Below are 17,675 nucleotides of genomic sequence, written 5' to 3'. Positions count from 1 at the left end.
TCGAGGACAGGACTAATGGCAGCTTTGGTACTCAACGAAGAACAGCAGATGCTACGGGATGCCGCACAGGGTTTTCTGGGCGAAAAGGCACCGATCAGTCAGCTGCGCCGCCTGCGTGATAGCGGTGACGAAACCGGATTTTCCCGTGATCTGTGGAAGGGTATGGCAGAGATGGGTTTCGTCGGCACCCTGATCGCTGAGGATTTTGGTGGTTCGGCTTTTGGTAATGTGGGTATGGGTCAGGTATTTGAGCATGCGGGGCGCAATCTAAGTGCTTCGCCGCTGCTGGCCACAGCGGTGCTGGGGGTGTCGGTGCTGCAGTTGGCTGGCTCCAAAGTGCAAAAGCAGACACTATTGCCGGCGATTGCCGAAGGCCGCTTGCTTACTGCGCTCGCAGTGGACGAGAAATTGCGCCATGCGCCTGCCAGTGTTGCCACCACAGCACGCCGCCACGAAGATCATTGGGTGATCGATGGCCAGAAGTCTTTCGTGATCGACGGTCACGTGGCGGACAAGTTGATTGTATCCGTGCGCACCAGTGGCGAGCAGAGTGATCGTGAGGGTATCAGCCTGATGCTGGTGGATCGCGACACCGCCGGTGTGAGTGTCGAGCGCACTATTATGGTCGATAGCCGCAATGCCGCGATTGTGCGTTTTGATAACGTGCAGGTGAGTGCGGATGCCCTGCTGGGTGAGCTTGATCAGGGATTGATGGTACTGGACAAGGTACTCGACATCGCCAATGCGCAACTGTCTGCCGAGCTCCTGGGTATTTCCCTGCAGGCCTTTGAAGTGACGGTCAAGTATCTGCAGGAGCGCAAGCAATTCGGCGTGACCCTGGGCTCTTTTCAGGCGCTGCAGCACCGTTGTGCGCACCTGTTCAGTGAGCTCGAGCTGGCCAAGTCAGTTGTGCTCAAGGCGCTGGTGGCACTTGATGAACAGGATCCCGAGGCGCCGGTGCTGGTGAGCCTGGCCAAGGCAAAGAGCTGTGAAGTGGCTGAGCTGGCAACCAACGAGGCAGTGCAGCTGCATGGGGGTATGGGCATGACCGATGAATTTGATGTTGGACTGTTCATGAAACGGGCGCGTCCGGTCCAGGCTCTGTTCGGCGATTACCGGTACCACGCAGATCGCTTTGCCAGCTTGCGCGGCTACTGATAACCGCACAGTGTTCACATGCTAGCGTGAAAGGCTGGTCACATGACCGGCCTTTGTTTGTGCGGACCATCGTAGGGGTGGTCAGACTCTCTCCCAGCCTTTAATCTTCGCACTTCTACTGTATTCAGCCACCCGAGGCTTTGACCATGTTGCTGCGCGGATTGACCTGGCTGATTGTTTTCCAGTTGCTGGGTAGTGGCTTGAGCGTCCTGCTGTTGCCCTTTCTACCTGGACCGATCATAGGCATGGTGCTGTTGGTCGTATTTCTCTGTTTGCGTGGCGAGACGGGGGAGTCGCTGGATATGGCAGCCTCCGGATTGCTCAAATACCTGCCGCTGATTTTGGTGCCCCCGGCTGTTGGCGTGATGGCCTATGGCGGAGAAATAGCTGCTGACGCTACGGCAATCATGGTTGCGCTTTTATTGTCTTTTGTTCTTACCCTGCCGCTGTGCGGCTGGCTGATGCAGAAACTGATAAGACGCCAGCGCGCAATGGAGAAGTCCCGGTGAGCGGAACTTGGTATGAAGCCTGGCAAGCAGTGGCCGGGCATCCATTGTTTCTACTCGGCCTGACTCTTGGCGCTTATCAGCTCGGGTTGGTGCTCTATGTCCGCACGCGCCTGGCGGTGTTCCACCCAGTGCTGATTTCGGTTGCCATCCTGGTTTTGCTGCTATCAATGCTGGGTGTTGAGTACCTCGTTTACCGTGATGCGGTCTGGCCTCTGATGATTCTCCTGGGCCCGGCAACCGTGGCTCTGGCGGTTCCGCTTTATCTGAACTTGCGACGTATTCGTCTGTTTTTCTGGCCTGTGTTGTTGACGCTGCTGCTGGGCGGGTGCTTCGCGACGATAATAACGCTGCTCATCGCCTGGGCGCTGGGGGCCGAGCATATGATTCTGATGACGCTGGCACCTAAGTCCGTCACCTCCCCTATAGCGATGCTTGTCGCGGAACAAATCGGTGGAATAGCAGCACTGGCTGCAGTGTTTGTGATGTTCACTGGCGTGCTAGGGCCCTTGCTCGGTCCTTGGCTGCTGCGTGTCTGCGGTGTAACCGAGCCGGCCGCATGGGGCATGGCGATGGGCATGACAGCCCATGCGGTGGGCACCTCCCGGGCGATCGAGGAGGGCGAGGAGCAGGGCGCTTTCTCTGCGCTGGCGATGAGCCTCATGGGGTCGGCCACCGCCGTTCTACTGCCGTTGGCTATTGCCTTGTGGGCACTCATCTGACTCGAGGCCACGCTGCGGCAATTGGTCTCTGTGTTCTGGTCTGATCGCGGCGCACACTGAGCTTCGGAACATTGTAGGTCTCCTTGAGGTCATAACGACGTTCCCTTTGTGCTGCCTTGCGGAATAGACCGTTGAACCGGCAGCATCTTCTTTCTAAGGAGCTGTGCGCATGGAATTGGATCCTCTCCTGTTGTCACGCATCCAGTTTGCATTTGTGGTGCTGTTTCACGCCATTTTTCCGGTATTTACTATCGGGCTGGCCTCGTTTATCGCTTTTCTAGAGGCCCTTTTCTTTAAAACAGGCAATCCCGTATGGGAGCGGCTTTCCAGTTTTTGGGTGCAGGTATTCGCTGTGGTATTCGGCATGGGGGTGGTGTCAGGTATCGTCATGTCTTTCCAGTTTGGAACCAACTGGAGTAATTACGCCTACGCGTCGGCCAACTTCCTGGGACCCATGCTCAGTTACGAAGTCATCACGGCGTTCTTCCTTGAAGCTGCTTTTCTTGGGATTCTGCTGTTTGGCCGCAACCGGGTACCCAAGGGTGTGCATTTGTTTGCGGCCTGCATGGTGGCGCTGGGCACCTTTATTTCTTCGTTCTGGATACTCTCCGCCAATAGCTGGATGCATACGCCCGCAGGGGTTGAGTTGCGCGATGGTGTGTTCTTCGTTACCTCCTGGACGGAAGCGATCTTCAATCCCTCCTTTCCTTATCGTTTTGCGCACATGGGCGTGGCCTCATTTCTCACCGGCGCATTTGTGGTGTCCGGGGTTAGCGCCTGGTACTTGCTGCGTGGCCGTGAGGTTGAAGTCAATCGCAGGGCATTATCCATGTGTCTTTGGCTGATTTTGATTCTGGCTCCGACCCAGGCGGTGATAGGCGATTTTCACGGTATCAATACGTTGGAGCATCAGCCAGCCAAAGTGGCGGCCATGGAGGGCAACTGGGAAACCTCCAGTGGTGTGCCCCTGTTGCTCTTTGCCTGGCCCGATCAGGCATCACAGAGTAATCGTTTTGAAATCGGCATTCCAAAACTCGCCAGCCTGATTCTGACCCATGATGCCGATGGCGAGGTGCCTGGTCTCAACGAAGTGCCGGTCGAAGAGCAGCCGCCGGTGGCGCTGGTGTTCTGGAGCTTCCGTATCATGGTCGGACTGGGACTGCTGATGATTGCGACCGCTTTTACTGGCCTGCTGCTGCGGCGCAAACAGCGTTACTGGCAGACGCCCTGGTTCCTGCAAGCACTGAGGCTGATGAGTGTGACGCCCTTTGTAGCGGTTCTGGCGGGCTGGATCGTTACCGAAAGCGGACGAGCCCCCTGGCTGGTTTACGGTTTGATGACCCACGCTCAAGGTCTGACACCCTCATTAACCGGTGGAATGGCGCTCTTTACCTTGCTGGGTTACATGTTGGTCTACGGGATGATTTTCAGCGCAGGCCTGTACTACCTGATGCGGGTGCTGCAGGACGGACTGGAAATCAATGAGCACGCGGCTGACGCATCCGAGATACATCGGCCGGCACGTCCGCTTTCGGGCAGCAACGTATCATTCGATACAAAGGGTCGAGTGATTGAAGTAGAGGGGGGGTTAAGGCTTTAGATGATCTTGCTTTGTGATTCTGTTGCGACGACAGAAGAGTAATGAACTTACATAACGTGGTTATGGACTGCATGATTTTGCCCTGAATCAATATTCGTTATTTTGAGGTGCTAGCACCTTTATCTTTGGAGGTTATTACCATGAACGAAGCACTTGAAGCCTCTTTACAAACACACAATAGCGATCCGTTGAGCAAACATCACATTCCGTCGGGCTTTTCTGATCGCGTAGCCTTTTTTTTGACCAAGGTGCTACGATTTTTCGCGGATCTTTTCTTTGCTAAGCGTTATGGCCACAGGGCGGTAGTGTTGGAAACAGTGGCAGCAGTGCCGGGCATGGTTGGCGGAATGATACGTCACATGCGCTCACTCAGGCGGATGAAAGATGATAGAGAGGCTATCCATACACTGCTGGAAGAAGCTGAAAATGAACGCATGCATCTGCTTACGTTTGTGCAAATTGCTCAGCCGAGCTTAGTAGAACGGATGCTGATTTTGTTGGCTCAGGGTATTTTTTTCACAAGCTTTTTATTGCTCTATGTAGTCTCTGGCCGAACCGCACACCGTCTAGTCGGCTATTTCGAAGAAGAGGCGGTGTATAGCTATAGCGAATATCTCGCCGAGGTAGACAGTGGTCGCCTGGAGAACGTGAAGGCTCCCCAGATAGCGATTGATTACTGGAAGTTGTCCGCGGATGCGATGCTGCGCGATGTGATTATAGCCGTCAGAAATGATGAAGCGGGTCACCGAGATGCGAATCATCAATTTGCGGATAACTTAGTTAATTAACTTGAGCATTTTGCTAACAGCAAACGAACATAAGGGGGCGTGAACATGGATATGGAAATCTTCGATCTGTCGATGATATGGGCGATGATTATCGCCTTTGCGGTAATCATGTATGTGTTGATGGACGGCTTCGATCTGGGTGTGGGCATGTTGTTCCCCTTTGCGCCGGATGAAGACGCCCGTGATGTGATGATGAACTCGGTGGCGCCGGTCTGGGATGGCAACGAGACATGGCTGGTACTTGGTGGCGCCGGCTTGCTGGGCGCTTTTCCACTTGTTTACTCGATTCTACTTCCGGCCTTGTACATAGGCATCTTTCTGATGCTCGCGGGGCTAATCTTTCGGGGTGTCGCCTTCGAATTTCGCTTCAAGGCCAAAAGTTCGCGCTATCTGTGGAACTGGGCGTTTGCTGGCGGTTCCTACCTTGCTGCGTTTGCTCAGGGGGTCGTTGTGGGTTCCTACATTCAAGGCTATGAAACCGAGGGTCTGGTTTATGCGGGCGGCGCGTTCGACTGGTTGACGCCTTTTACCGTCATGACAGGGCTGGGACTGATGGCGGGTTATGGGCTTCTGGGATGCACCTGGCTGATCATGAAAAGCGAAGGTTATATTCAGGACTGGGCTTATAGCCTGGCCCCCTGGCTACTCGGTGCCGTGCTGGCGGTGTTCGCGATTATCAGTATCTGGACGCCCTCGGTTGATCCGGCCGCCTTCGAGCGCTGGTTCGCGGTGATCCGCTGGATCTGGATTTTCCCGTTACTGGCGCTGTTTTTCGCCTTTCAGATTTGGCGCGGTCTGCGCATGCGTAAGGAGGTAATGCCGTTTCTGGCAACCATGGCGATGTTCGTCTCGACCTACTTCGGCCTGCTCTGGACTCGCTGGCCCTATGTGATTCCGCCGAATTTCACGCTGTGGGATGCGGCTTCTGCCCCTGAATCTCAGATGTTCTTGCTGATCGGCATGGTATTTGTCATTCCGATCATCCTGGGCTATACCGCCTGGACCTATTGGGTCTTCCGCGGCAAGGTTCGTGTCGGTGAAAGGTATCACTGACTCGGGTCGGCGCAGCCGCGACTGGTTAAGGCTGCAGGGGCTGGCTGTCCGGCCCTGGCTGCGTGCAGCGGTGGTCTTGGGATTGCTGCAGTCGCTGAGTATCATCGCTCAGATGGGGCTGATTGCCTGGATTGTTCACGCCGTGCTGATCGAAAAGGTGGCTCATGTCAGCCTGTTATGGCCGGGTGTGGGTCTGGTGCTCGCGATGGTGGTACGCGCCTTGACGCAGGCTGCACAGGAGCGTTGCGGTCAGCATGCCAGTGCAAGGGTGCGCCAGCAGGCCCGTGAACAGCTGGCACTGCATTGGGCTGCACTGGGTCCGGTCCGGCTTGCTGATCGTTCCAGCGCGACTCTGACCAACCAATGGGTTGAGCAGGTCGAGGCGTTGGATGGCTACTACGCTCGCTATGTGCCGCAGCAATGGCTCGCGCTGTTGGCCCCGCTGTTGATTCTGCCGCTGGTATTCTGGCTCGATTGGCTGGCAGCGCTGTTGCTGCTGTTCGCTGCTCCGTTGATTCCGCTTTTCATGGCGTTGGTGGGTATGAGTGCCGAAAAAGTCAGTCAGCAGCATGTGCTTGAAGCCGGGCGCCTGGCCGGGCATTTTCTTGACCGGGTACGCAGTCTTACTAGTCTGCAGCTGTTTGGTCAGGTGGGGGCAGCCACAGTGTCGGTGCAGGATGCTGCCGAACGCTATCGCGCGGTGACCATGCGCACTCTGCGCATTGCCTTTCTGTCGTCCGCTGTATTGGAGTTTTTTGCCTCTGTCGCTATTGCCCTCGTAGCGATGTATATCGGCTTTGGCCTGCTGGGTTTTATCCAGTTTGGGCCGTCAGCGCAGCTGAGTCTCTTTTCCGGTCTGTTCATTTTGTTGCTCGCGCCTGAGTTTTTCCAGCCATTGCGCAGCCTCGCGCAGTCTTATCACGACCGTGCAGCAGCATTGGGAGCCGCAGATATCATGGCTGCGCTTCAGCTCGAATCGGTCGATCATGAGTCTGACTCAAGTCCTGCGGCCAGTGCCGATGCCAAGATTATTGAGGCACGGGATCTGGTACTGGAGTTTCCCGGACGAGGGCGCGTGTTGAACGGTATTTCATTGGAGATTGCCCGCGGGCAGGTGGTGGCGCTGACAGGTCACTCTGGTTCAGGCAAATCCAGTTTGCTGCACTGTCTTGCCGGGTTTGTACAACCGAATGCTGGCAGCTTGAGCGTGTTTGGTCAGTTGCCTGGGCGGCAGTCAATCGCCTGGCTGGGCCAGCGGCCATTCTTGATACAGGGCAGTTGGGCAGACAATCTGCGCCTTTGCGCCCCTCGAGCGGATGCGGCAGCCATGTTGCGCGCTGTAAGCGCAGTAGGCCTCGGTCCGTTATTGGCAGAACAGCCACAGGGCCTCGAAACGCAACTGGGTGAGGGCGGCCGTGGGCTGTCCGGTGGGCAGGCGCAAAGACTGGCGCTGGCGAGAGTGTGGCTAGCGGATGTCGAACTGATATTGCTCGACGAACCCACGGCCAGCCTCGACGAGCAGAGTGAGCTCGAGGTGATAGATGCCTTGCGGTCGCTGGTGAGCAGCGGTAAAACGCTTGTGATTGCCACGCATCATTCGGCATTGATGGCGCTGGCGGATCGTCGCGTTGAGCTCGCGCAGGGGAGGCTTGTGAATGTCTGAGCTCAAACCCTGGTTGGATCTGATCATGCAGCGCCAAGGCCGCCTCTGGTTAGGCGCGCTTCTCTTGGCTATGACACTGTTCAGCGCGATAGGCCTGCTGGCGTTGTCGGGCTGGTTTATAACGGCTACGGGTATCACAGCGCTATTGTGGGCTGGCGGGCAGCGTGTGCTGTTCGATGTCTACACGCCTGGGGGAGGGATTCGCTTCTTTGCTCTGACGCGGACCGTGGCGCGCTATTTTGAGCGGGTTTTCAATCACAATACGGTACTGAGTTTGCTCGCGGATTTGCGCGGTCGGCATTTTGCTGCTCTGGCGGCGCTGGACGGCGCCACCTTGGGTCGTCTGCGCGCAGCGCAATGGCTCAATCGATTAACAGCTGATATTGATACCCTGGACACGCTGTACCTGCGTTTGCTGGCGCCCCCTCTCGTTGCACTGCTTGGTATCGTGCTGACGTGCGGATTGATTGCGATTTTTCAGTTGTCGCTGGCTTTACTCATTGGCCTTATCTTGCTGGCGTTATTGTTGGCGCTGACGCTGGGTATGGCCTTGCTTGGGCTGCACTACAGTGCGCGGCGGGTAGAACAGTTGGATCGGTTGCGAGTTCAGGCGGTAGAGCAATTGCAGGGGCTGGCGGAAATGACCGCATCTGGCACTCTGGGGTTGTACCGCCAGCATCTGCTGACAGGCAGTCAGCAGATGTTGGATGACCAGTTGGCACTGCAGGGCCGGATTGCGTTGGGGCAGGCGTTGGCCACCCTGGGCGTGATGAGCGCTGTTGTAGTGGGCCTGTTTGGTGCTATTCAGGCTTTCGGCGCGGGCCTGCTGTCAGGCCCGGTGATGGTCATGATACCGCTGGCCCTGATGGCGTTGAGCGAAGGGTTCGCCGGGTTGCCAGCAGCCTTTGCACATATTGGTGGGACCCGCGCCGCTGCTGCTCGATTGAATCGGCAGGTGGCGATGAGTACTCGTCTGGTTGACCCGGATCAGCCCTTGATCATGCCCGATGAGCTGACGTTACACTGGCAGGCTGTAGGCGTGCGCCACGCCGGAATTTCACAGCTGACGTTGACGCTGAATGAGGGTGAGCACTTGGCGGTGATTGGACCCTCCGGTTGCGGCAAGTCTACCCTGGCGGCGTTGGCGGCACGTCTTGTCGATCCGGATTCAGGACGATTGGTTTTGGGCGGTACCCCGTTGGATGAGGTGTCGCTCACTCAATGGCGAGCGCAGGTAGGCTATCTGACCCAACAAACCGAACTATTGCATGACAGTGTCGCCGCTAATTTGCTTCTGGCCAGCCCGGATGCAACCGATGAGCAGCTCTGGCGCGTACTGGAGATGGTTGACTTGGCTGCGCTGGTCAGTAGCTTGCCCGCGGGTATCAATACGTGGGTGGGCGAGTCGGGCCGACAATTTTCGGGTGGTGAAGGCAGGCGTTTGGCGCTGGCGCGGGTGCTGCTCAAAAATGCTCCCCTGCTGATTCTGGACGAGCCGTTCAGTGGTTTGGATGCGGCTACTCGGGAGCGGGTTATTGAGCGTATTGAGCCTTGGCTTGCAGGGCGCACAGCATTTTTTTTGGGGCACGATGCGAACTTGCTGCCCCGCACTGATCGGGTGATTGCTTTCGAGGCACTCTAATCTCGCAGAATGTATCGTTGGGGCTGGCATGCACAGATTTATGTGTGCGCATGCCAGCCCCGATCTTTGGCATTTGGTGCTTGAGGGCTCCGGCCTGTGAGAATTACCAGGTGTCCACGAACGGCCGCAGACCCTTGGTCAGCGATTCTGTCGGCGCCGAGTTGAGGCCACGCAGCAACCATTCGCGGGTCTCCAGTGGGTCAATCACCGCGTCGATTTCTAGGAAGCTGGCCATGCTTACGCCTTTGCCCCGTTGATACAGCTCGGCTACCAGCTGTTCGAACATCGCGCTACGTTCACCTTCATCTTCTATCGCTGCCAGTTCCTTTGCGTAGCCCAGGCGTACGGCACCTTCCAGACCCATGGCGCCGAACTCGCTGCTGGGCCAGGCGATGGTGAACAGTGGTGCCTGGAAGCTGCCCGCGGCCATGGCCTGTGCGCCCAGGCCATAGCCTTTGCGCAGCACTACGGTCATAAACGGAATCTGCAGGCTGGCAGCGGTGACGAACATCCGCGAAACGTGGCGTACGGTGGCCTGCTGCTCTGCTTCGGGTCCGACCATGAAACCGGGGGTGTCGCACAGGGAAACCATGGGCAAGCCGTGGGCCTGGCACAGCTGCATGAAGCGTGCGGCCTTGTCGCCGCCGGCGGCATCAATGGCGCCACCCAGATACATTGGGTTGTTAGCCATAAGACCGAAGGGTCGACCCTCGATACGAATCAGTGCGGTGATCATGCCGGGGGCGAACTGGCGGCGTAGCTCGAGCATTGAGCCACTGTCGGCCAGGGTCTCGATAACCTGGCGTATGTCATACACGCGCAGGCGATTTTCCGGAATCAGGTGGCGCAGTTCGCGCTGATCGGCGGTATCCCAGGTTTTGATGTTGCCCTGGAAATAGGCCAGATACTGCTTGGCCACCCGTGTGGCTTCGGCCTCGTCAGCGACCACAATGTCGATTACGCCGTTGGGTCCCTGAACGCTGGTCGGTCCCACCTGCTCGGGGGTATAGCTACCCAGTCCGCCGCCCTCGATCATCGCCGGCCCAGCCATGCCAATGGTCGCATTCTCGGTCGCGATAACGACGTCGCAGCAGCCGAGCAGGGCGGCATTGCCAGCGAAGCAGCGGCCGGATACGACGCCCACCAGTGGTACTCGGCCGCTCAGACTGGCCATACGCATGAAGGTGGTGCAATCCAGTCCAGCAACGCCGACCTTGTCAATATCTCCGGGCCTGCCGCCGCCGCCTTCGGTAAAGAATACAACGGGCAGCTGCCACTTTTCTGCCAGATCGAGCATGCGATCAGTCTTTTTGTGGTTCATCACGCCCTGGGTGCCGGCGAATACCGTGTAGTCATAAGACAGCGCCATACAGCGACTGGCATGGGCACCAAACAGATCTGCGTTGACGGTACCGATGCCGTTGATCAAGCCGTCGGCGGGGCTCATCGCCAAGAGCTCTTCATGGCTGCGGCGCCCACGCTGCGCCGCCAGAGCCATCGCGCCATATTCCATGAAACTGCCCTCATCTAGCAGGTCGGCCAGGTTCTCGCGGGCAGTACGTTGCCCTGTCTTGCGACGCTTGGCGACGGCGGTGGGGCGGCGTTGATCGGTCAGGTCGGCCCGGCGTTCGAGTACTTCGGCAAGATCGGCGCGGATATGCGCGATGTCGATCTGCTCCTCATTAGCCTGCTCGCTGGCGACGATATCGGCGGGCTCAAGAAACAGTAAGGGGCTACCTTCGAATAGACTGGCGCCGGGCTCGACCACACGTTCGCGAACGATGCCGCTTTGCGTCGCCTTGACTTCGAACTCCATTTTCATTGATTCCATTATCGCGACCTGTTGGCCGCGGGCAATGGGATCACCCGGTTGCACAGAGAGTGTTACCAGCACGCCTTGAACAGGTGCGATCAGCGCAACCGTTCCGGGTGGAGCATTAGTCTGACTGGCGCTATGTTGTGTGCTCGCCTGCTTTTGTGCAAAAAACAGGTTGGGGTGCTCACGGCCGACTAACATGTCTCCAGTGTGACGTTCTATGAACGCGGTCGTGACGTCGTTTGCCTGAACTCGAGGGTGGCTGAGCAGGTTTTGCAGAAATGACAGGTTACTCGCGACACCCTCCAGCCGGAACTCGCATAGCGCTCGATAGGCGCGACGGAGCACGGCGGGGTAATCGGCCTCAGCGTGCACGATGACCTTGGTCAGCAAAGAGTCGAATCCAGGGCTGGTGGTATAGCCGCTGTAACCATAGCCGTCGACACGGATACCGGCTCCACTCGGCGGCTCGTATGTGCTGAGAGTCCCGCCGGTTGGCCGGGTACTGCCGTCGGCGGCCATGCTTTCCAAGTTGATTCTCAGCTGTACGGCAAACCCTCGGGCGGGAGGTATCTGATCTTGAGTCAGGTTCAGCTCGGCCAGTGTTGCGCCTGCGGCCAGGCGAATCTGAATCTGCGCCAGATCCAGGCCAGTGACTGCCTCGGTGACGGTGTGCTCGACCTGGATGCGCGGGTTTGCCTCCATAAAGACAAAGTCGCCAGTGTCTTCGTCGATCAGGAATTCAAACGTGCCCAGACCGCGATAGTTGACTGCCTTGGCGAGTGTCAGCGCGGCAGCTAATAACTGATCACGCAAGCCCGGATTCAGGCGCGGGCTTGGGGCTACTTCCAGCAATTTTTGGTTGCGCCGCTGCAAGGTACATTCACGCTCCCACACATGACTGACAGCGTTGCCATCACCGATGATCTGGACTTCGATATGACGGGCATTGCGGATCAATCGCTCGACATAGAGTTCGCCTGTGCCAAAGGCGGCTCGGGCTTCGGATGTGCAGCGGCTATAAGCTTCATCAAGCTCATCCAGGCTGTACACCGCACGCATGCCGCGACCGCCACCTCCCGCCAGCGCCTTGAGCATGACTGCTCCGCCGGGTCCCTGGTCCTGAAAGAACTGTCTGGCCTGATCGAGACTGGTCGACTCGTTGGTTCCCTGGCCCAAAGGAATATTGTGCTGGCGCGCCAATCGCCGGGCACTGGCCTTGTCGCCAAACGTATCCAGGACATCGGCGTCAGGACCGACGAAGACGATACCTACCGTCTGGCAGCGTCGCGCGAAGTCTGCATTCTCGCTAAGGAACCCGTAGCCCGGATGGATGGCGTCGCAACCTTGCGCCTGTGCGATAGCGATGATCTGTCCTGCATCCAGGTAAGCACTGGCGCCGCGCCCGCGCAAAGCGATGGCCGTATCGCTCTTGCGCACATGCAGTGATTCACTGTCGTCTTCGGCGTAGATAGCGACCGTATGGAGGTCCATTTCGGCGGCAGCGCGTGCGATTCGAATAGCGATTTCACCGCGGTTGGCAATTAGCAGGCTCTTGAAATTCATATCAGATCCATTCCTGCAGTTCCTGTTTTTTGACCTTGCCGGTCGCAGTCATCGGCAAGGATTCGACCAGCCGGATTTCGGGTATTTTGTAGATTGCCATGGCGCTTTTGCACCATTGATAGAGCGCGTCCGCATTCAGGCCACTGTCGGGCTTGGCGACGATAAATGCCAAAGGCGCCTCTCCGCGCTTCTCGTCAGCAACGCCAATGACGGCGGACGCCAGGATGTCGGGATGCTGCCCGAGCATCGCTTCCAGCTCGCTGGGGAATACGCTCATACCGTTGACCTTGAGCATTTCCTTGCGGCGCCCCAGATAGCGAATGTGTCCCAGCTCAGTTATCACACCGCTGTCGCCGGTGAGCAGCCAGCCACCGCGTAGCGCGTCAGCACTGGCCTCGGGTTTGTTCCAATAGCCCTTGAGCAGCGATGGGGTGCGTACACAGAGCTCGCCCTCGGCGCCCAGCGGCAACAGCTCGCCTGTTGCAAAATCGCATACCTTGAATTCAGTGCCCGGCACCGGCAGGCCGACGAAGGTCGGGGCTGAGCGCAGGTCAAAATCATCATCCTGCATGCCTGCGGTAAAGGTGTCGCAGGTGTGTGTTTCGGTCATGCCAAAGCTGGTTTCGAATAGAGTGCAGCCAGTTAGCTCGCGCCAGCGCCGGCGATATTCGGGAGTGAGTTTCTTGATGAACGAAACACAGCTGGTGATTTCCAGCGAGCTGAAGTCGAATTCGCCGACCCGCGGATGATCAAGTACTTCGGACGCGCTATCGACCAGCAGGCCGGTATGCCCGACACGATAATATTGCACCGCACTCATAAAGCTGAGTGCGTCCCAGCGTGCCAACAACACCATGGTGGTGCCGGTAAACACCGGGAACAGCAGGCCAGCGTTTTCGCCGGCGATCCAGAATTCCGGCATGAAATTGAGGCTCACGCGGTCAGGATTCAGACCCAGTGCTGCGGGTACAAAGCTTGCGCAGGTATACAACATATCGCCGTGGGTATGGATGCAGCCCTTGGGTAATCCGGTGGTGCCACCGGTGTAATTAAGCGCGGCGATATCGTCCAGAGCAAGCATCGGCAATGCGGTGGCGGGTGCGGTGACCGCCAATGTTGGCAACATGTCGATACTGTCGCTGATTGGTAGCTTGGGCGCTTGCAGAAGGTCAGGAACGGGTATTGAAGGCGCGGCAGGACACAGTTCGGACAAACTGGTACTGATGACTAGCTGCAAGTTGGTTTCGCTGCGCACGTCTCGGATGACCGGCAACAGTTGGTCAAAGCAGACAATGGCAGTCGCTCCGCTGTCGTTGAGTTGGTAACTCAACTCCATACCTTTGGCCATTGGACTGACAGGGGCGTGGATCGCGCCGGCTTTCAAGATGCCATAAAAAGCAATGTGCAGCTGCGGGCAATTGGGCATGAAGACCGCTACCCGGTCACCCGCGCTGATGCCTTGCTGGTAAAGAAGGGCAGCAAATCGATCGCTCAGGTCGTCCAGTTCGGCATAACTGAGCTGGTAGCCATAGAAATGAATCGCCGTCTTCTGCGGGGTGGCCTTTGCCCAGTGCCGCAGATACTCGGTGACTGGTTGTTCGCCTAGGGGATAGACCGCTTCGGTGGGAGCGCCCTTTGGCCACGCCGCGAGCTGCAAGTTGCGCAATGACGAGAGATATTCGTGTTCCTGCATTGGCCACGCCTCGATGGTAGATTTTGTGTCGAGCAGCTTAGACCGCACAAGCCATAGGGTGAAGCGAAGCTTATTCATCTATAATTATGAATACAGGTCATAATAATTTGTATACCTTGCGGGATGAGCTGTTGCTTATGAATGAAATGAATGGTTTGCCATCGATTGCGCGTATGGATCTGAATCTTTTCAGGGTTTTTGAGGTGGTTTTTCGGGAGCGTAATCTGACCCGATCGGCTGCAATTTTGCATGTCAGTCAATCGGCGGTAAGTCACTCGCTGGCGCGCCTGCGCGAGCAATTTACTGATCCGCTGTTTGTGCGCGAGGGCCGTGGGGTTTCTCCGACGGCGCTGGCCCAGCGACTCGCGCCAGTGATCAGCGACAGCCTGGCGCGGCTGCAGCGCACCCTTGAGGGTTTGCAGGATTTTGATCCGTCAGCTGATGAGCGCACTTTTACGATCAGCCTCCCTGAGCAATTGGAGCTGGTATTGCTACCACCCTTGCTGGTGCATTTGCGCCACTGCGCTCCCGGGTGCCGGGTGCGAATAGCAGGGGTACGCTGGTCCGAATTGAAACTGGAAATGGCAGCCGGTCGTATTGATCTAGCGGTACAGATAGCGAGACCGGTTGAGGCGAGCCTGCGTCAGACCCAATTGCTCACGGAGCCGCTGTGTGTTGTGGCGGGGCCTTGCTTCAGTGGGGTGTTGAGCATCGAACGCTATCTGGAGAGTGAGCACATCGCCGTCGCCTCTTGGCGCCGTGGGCTGTCCTATGAAGATCTGGCGCTAGGACATATGGGCTTGATGCGCAGGGTGGTACAGCAATGCCAGAATTACCAGGCTGCAAGCCTGGTCGTGGCGCAGAGCGATTTGCTGCTGACAATGTCCAGACGGCATGCGGAGCTGGTCAATGCTGTGCTGGATAATCAATTACTTGAAATGCCACTGCCATTGCCTGCAATCGGCCTCAACCTTTACTGGCATGAGACCTCGGAACATGATTCCGCGAATCGCTGGCTGCGCGAACAGGTCTGTGCTCTGGCTCAGAACAACTCAAGCGGTGTTACGGCGCCTTCGCTGGAGTAACCACCGGCATCCAGTTCGCTGAAGGAAGGAGGCGCGTCTTCTTCCTTGAAAACTTCGAACAGCGCGTTGTCGCTGTCTGGTCGTGCGGTGCGTCCGGTTTCGGGGTCAATCCGTGCGTTAACCAGGCCGTCGGGCATTGGCTGGCTGCTTTCAGGCCGGCCCTCAAGAGCTCCAGACATGAATGTCATCCAGATGGGTAGCGCCGCAGTACCGCCATACTCTCGCCGCCCTAGCGTGGCAGGCTGATCGAAGCCGACCCAAACTGTGGCGACGAAGTCGCCGTTATAGCCGGAAAACCAGGCGTCCTTCTGCTCGTTTGTTGTGCCGGTCTTGCCGGCCAGATCGGGTCGTTGCAGCGCTCTGGCTCGCACAGCGGTGCCGCGGGTAATGACGTCCTTAAGCATGCTGGTGAGCTGGTAGGTGGTGCGCGGATCGACCGCCTGCTCGGCAGCGGCGATTTCCACGGCAGGTAGCGCAGCCATTTCACTATAGCGTTCGACGCGCTCCTGGTGAGCTTCGATGGCTTTTGGTGTGGCTGCCGGCTTGGCAAAATCGATTATCTTGCTTTCGTGATCTTCTATCCGCTCGACCAAGTAGGGCTGAACCGCGAAGCCACCGTTGGCAATGGTGGTATATCCCTGCGCGATTTGCAGGGGGGTGAGCTCTGGCGTGCCCAGAGCTGCGGAGAGATTGCGTGGCAAATCGCTGCGGCTGAAGCCGTAGCGCTCCATGTAGGTCAGCGCTTTGTCGACACCGATATCCTGTAAAAGACGGATCGAAACCAGGTTGCGAGATCGATACAACGCTTCGCGCAGCCTGATTGGCCCCAGAAAATCGCCGCCGGAGTTTTGCGGCCGCCAAGCGGACTCCATGTGACCGTCGTCGACTACTAGCGGAGCATCATTGACTAGGCTGGCGGGTGTATAGCCATGATCGAGTGCCGCACTGTAAAGGAACGGCTTGAAGCTGGATCCGGGCTGGCGTTTGGCCTGTGTTACACGGTTATACTTGCTCTGGTCGAAGGAGAACCCGCCTACCAGTGCCTGAACGCTACCATCATCTGGTGCGAGCACAACTAGCGCGGCCTGCGCCTTGGGTATCTGTGCGAGGCTGTAGCGCACACCGGCAACAGGTTTTACCCGAACGACATCGCCGACGCTGAGAATATCCGCAGGTTTGGAGGGGTTGGGTCCCAGGCTATTGGTGTTCAAATGCTTTCGTGCCCAACGCATGTCATCCCAAGGAATTTCGCCCAGCTCGCCGCCTCGGATCTGGATAAGGGCCTTTTCCGCGTTTACGGTAGTGACCACCGCGGGAATCAGCCCACCCATTTCACGGTAAGGTTGTAAAAGAGCCTCCCATTGATCGGGTGTGGCTCCGGGGTTGGTCTCCATGGGGCCGCGATAGCCGTGTCGGCGATCATATTCCATCAAACCGTCACGCAAGGACCGGTTGGCCAGCTCCTGCAAGGTGCTGTCAACGGTTGTGAACACGTGATAGCCACTCGTGTATGCGCTGTCGCCGAATCGTTCGATCATTTCAAGCCGAGCCATTTCCGCAACATAAGGCGCCTCGAGTTCGGGCTTGGCTTCATACTTTTCGGCTTTGATTGGCTTGGATACCGCATCGTCGAAAGCTTTCTGGTCGATATTGCCAAGACTGAGCATGCGCCCCAGTATCCAATTACGACGAATCAATGTCCGCTCCGGGTTGGATACGGGATTGTAACGGGAGGGCGCCTTTGGCAAGCTGGCGATCATGGCTAGATCGGCAAGGTCCAGTTGGTCGATCGATTTGCCGAAATAAATCTGCGCGGCAGCTTCTATGCCGTATGCGCGATTGCCCAGGTAAATCTTGTTAACGTAGAGTTCAAATATTTCGCGCTTGCTGAGGCTCCGCTCGATTTGCAGAGCGAGAAGTATTTCATTGAATTTGCGAGAAAATACTCTGTCGCTGCTGAGAAAGTAGTTTTTCGCTACTTGCATCGTGATCGTGCTGCCACCGGTCTGGATATGACCCGTCTGCACCAGCTCAGAGGCGGCACGTAGCAGGCCCATCGGATCAACCCCCCGATGATTTAGGAAATTGTCGTCTTCGGCAGCAAGCAAGGCGTTAATGAAGTTTTGCGGGACTTGCTCGTAGCTTATTGGTATCCGGCGCATTTCGCCGAATTCTGCTATGAGTTTGTTATCTGTGCTATATATCCGCAAAGGGGTTTGTAATTGCAGGTCACGCAAGGCGTCGACGTCAGGCAAAGAAGGGCTTAAATAGAGCGCAATCCCGCTCAAAGCAAGGATTGGGGCGCTGATAATGGCGAGAATTGACCAAAATAGAAATTTTAAAAATTGCATGGGGAAGAAGTGAATTCCCTGTCAAATGAGAT

Annotated in this window: 12 protein-coding genes; 9 read left to right on the top strand and 3 right to left on the bottom strand. The window is 57.1% G+C overall.

The window, feature by feature from the left end:
• The first annotated feature begins 15 nt into the window (after positions 1–15).
• From ACJAXR_RS03910 to cydC, 8 genes are all read left to right on the top strand, one after another.
• On the top strand, positions 16–1,158 hold the full coding sequence (locus ACJAXR_RS03910) for an acyl-CoA dehydrogenase family protein (RefSeq protein ID WP_415056912.1): 1,143 nt from the start codon (positions 16–18) through the stop codon (positions 1,156–1,158).
• Positions 1,159–1,304: 146 nt separating this feature from the next.
• The gene (locus tag ACJAXR_RS03905) at positions 1,305–1,667 is read left to right on the top strand and encodes a CidA/LrgA family protein (protein ID WP_415056911.1); all 363 of its coding nucleotides are present in this window, start codon (positions 1,305–1,307) and stop codon (positions 1,665–1,667) included.
• Positions 1,664–2,386 carry an LrgB family protein gene (locus ACJAXR_RS03900; RefSeq protein ID WP_415056910.1) on the top strand — a complete coding sequence of 241 codons (723 nt, stop codon included), beginning with the start codon at positions 1,664–1,666 and terminating at the stop codon, positions 2,384–2,386. Before ACJAXR_RS03905 ends, ACJAXR_RS03900 begins: the two co-directional genes overlap by 4 nt.
• Before the next feature lie 169 nt (positions 2,387–2,555).
• A complete protein-coding gene (locus ACJAXR_RS03895; RefSeq protein ID WP_415056909.1) occupies positions 2,556–3,986 on the top strand; it encodes a cytochrome ubiquinol oxidase subunit I in 1,431 nt (476 codons plus the stop codon).
• Between the two features lie 140 nt (positions 3,987–4,126).
• Positions 4,127–4,774 (top strand): alternative oxidase, encoded by a 648-nt coding sequence (locus ACJAXR_RS03890; protein WP_415056908.1) that lies wholly within the window; start codon positions 4,127–4,129, stop codon positions 4,772–4,774.
• A 51-nt stretch (positions 4,775–4,825) separates the two neighbouring features.
• A complete protein-coding gene (cydB, locus tag ACJAXR_RS03885; RefSeq protein WP_415056983.1) occupies positions 4,826–5,827 on the top strand; it encodes a cytochrome d ubiquinol oxidase subunit II in 1,002 nt (333 codons plus the stop codon).
• Positions 5,811–7,490, top strand: coding sequence for a thiol reductant ABC exporter subunit CydD (gene cydD, locus ACJAXR_RS03880; RefSeq protein WP_415056907.1), 1,680 nt, complete (start codon positions 5,811–5,813; stop codon positions 7,488–7,490). The genes cydB and cydD overlap by 17 nt, the downstream gene beginning before the upstream one ends.
• Complete coding sequence (cydC, locus tag ACJAXR_RS03875) at positions 7,483–9,132, top strand: thiol reductant ABC exporter subunit CydC (RefSeq protein WP_415056906.1); 1,650 nt, start codon at positions 7,483–7,485, stop codon at positions 9,130–9,132. The genes cydD and cydC overlap by 8 nt, the downstream gene beginning before the upstream one ends.
• Before the next feature lie 103 nt (positions 9,133–9,235).
• Here the strand turns inward: cydC and ACJAXR_RS03870 are convergent, their stop codons facing one another.
• Together ACJAXR_RS03870 and ACJAXR_RS03865 are read right to left on the bottom strand one after the other, a co-directional pair.
• Entirely contained in the window at positions 9,236–12,514 is a 3,279-nt protein-coding gene (locus tag ACJAXR_RS03870; protein ID WP_415056905.1) for a carboxyl transferase domain-containing protein, read from the bottom strand.
• Position 12,515: 1 nt separating this feature from the next.
• Positions 12,516–14,207, bottom strand: coding sequence for an AMP-binding protein (locus ACJAXR_RS03865; protein ID WP_415056904.1), 1,692 nt, complete (start codon positions 14,205–14,207; stop codon positions 12,516–12,518).
• 137 nt (positions 14,208–14,344) lie between these two features.
• Here ACJAXR_RS03865 and ACJAXR_RS03860 point away from each other — a divergent pair, with 137 nt between their 5' ends.
• A complete protein-coding gene (locus ACJAXR_RS03860; protein WP_415056903.1) occupies positions 14,345–15,292 on the top strand; it encodes a LysR family transcriptional regulator in 948 nt (315 codons plus the stop codon).
• Here the strand turns inward: ACJAXR_RS03860 and ACJAXR_RS03855 are convergent.
• A complete protein-coding gene (locus ACJAXR_RS03855; RefSeq protein WP_415056902.1) occupies positions 15,250–17,643 on the bottom strand; it encodes a penicillin-binding protein 1A in 2,394 nt (797 codons plus the stop codon). The two genes, ACJAXR_RS03860 and ACJAXR_RS03855, sit on opposite strands and share 43 nt — an antisense overlap.
• Positions 17,644–17,675: the final 32 nt, after the last annotated feature.

The organism is Halopseudomonas sp., from assembly GCF_047631575.1.
Classification (GTDB): domain Bacteria; phylum Pseudomonadota; class Gammaproteobacteria; order Pseudomonadales; family Pseudomonadaceae; genus Halopseudomonas.
This window is presented reverse-complemented; position numbering and strand designations above follow the sequence as displayed.

Excerpts from the sequence above, each read along its gene's own strand:
- ACJAXR_RS03910 (WP_415056912.1), top strand. The coding sequence starts at position 16 with ATGGCAGCTTTGGTACTCAACGAAGAACAGCAGATGCTACGGGATGCC.
- ACJAXR_RS03855 (WP_415056902.1), bottom strand. The coding sequence starts at position 17,643 with ATGCAATTTTTAAAATTTCTATTTTGGTCAATTCTCGCCATTATCAGC.
- ACJAXR_RS03895 (WP_415056909.1), top strand. The coding sequence starts at position 2,556 with ATGGAATTGGATCCTCTCCTGTTGTCACGCATCCAGTTTGCATTTGTG.
- ACJAXR_RS03860 (WP_415056903.1), top strand. The coding sequence starts at position 14,345 with ATGAATGAAATGAATGGTTTGCCATCGATTGCGCGTATGGATCTGAAT.
- cydB (WP_415056983.1), top strand. The coding sequence starts at position 4,826 with ATGGAAATCTTCGATCTGTCGATGATATGGGCGATGATTATCGCCTTT.
- ACJAXR_RS03870 (WP_415056905.1), bottom strand. The coding sequence starts at position 12,514 with ATGAATTTCAAGAGCCTGCTAATTGCCAACCGCGGTGAAATCGCTATT.
- cydC (WP_415056906.1), top strand. The coding sequence starts at position 7,483 with ATGTCTGAGCTCAAACCCTGGTTGGATCTGATCATGCAGCGCCAAGGC.
- ACJAXR_RS03890 (WP_415056908.1), top strand. The coding sequence starts at position 4,127 with ATGAACGAAGCACTTGAAGCCTCTTTACAAACACACAATAGCGATCCG.
- ACJAXR_RS03905 (WP_415056911.1), top strand. The coding sequence starts at position 1,305 with ATGTTGCTGCGCGGATTGACCTGGCTGATTGTTTTCCAGTTGCTGGGT.
- ACJAXR_RS03865 (WP_415056904.1), bottom strand. The coding sequence starts at position 14,207 with ATGCAGGAACACGAATATCTCTCGTCATTGCGCAACTTGCAGCTCGCG.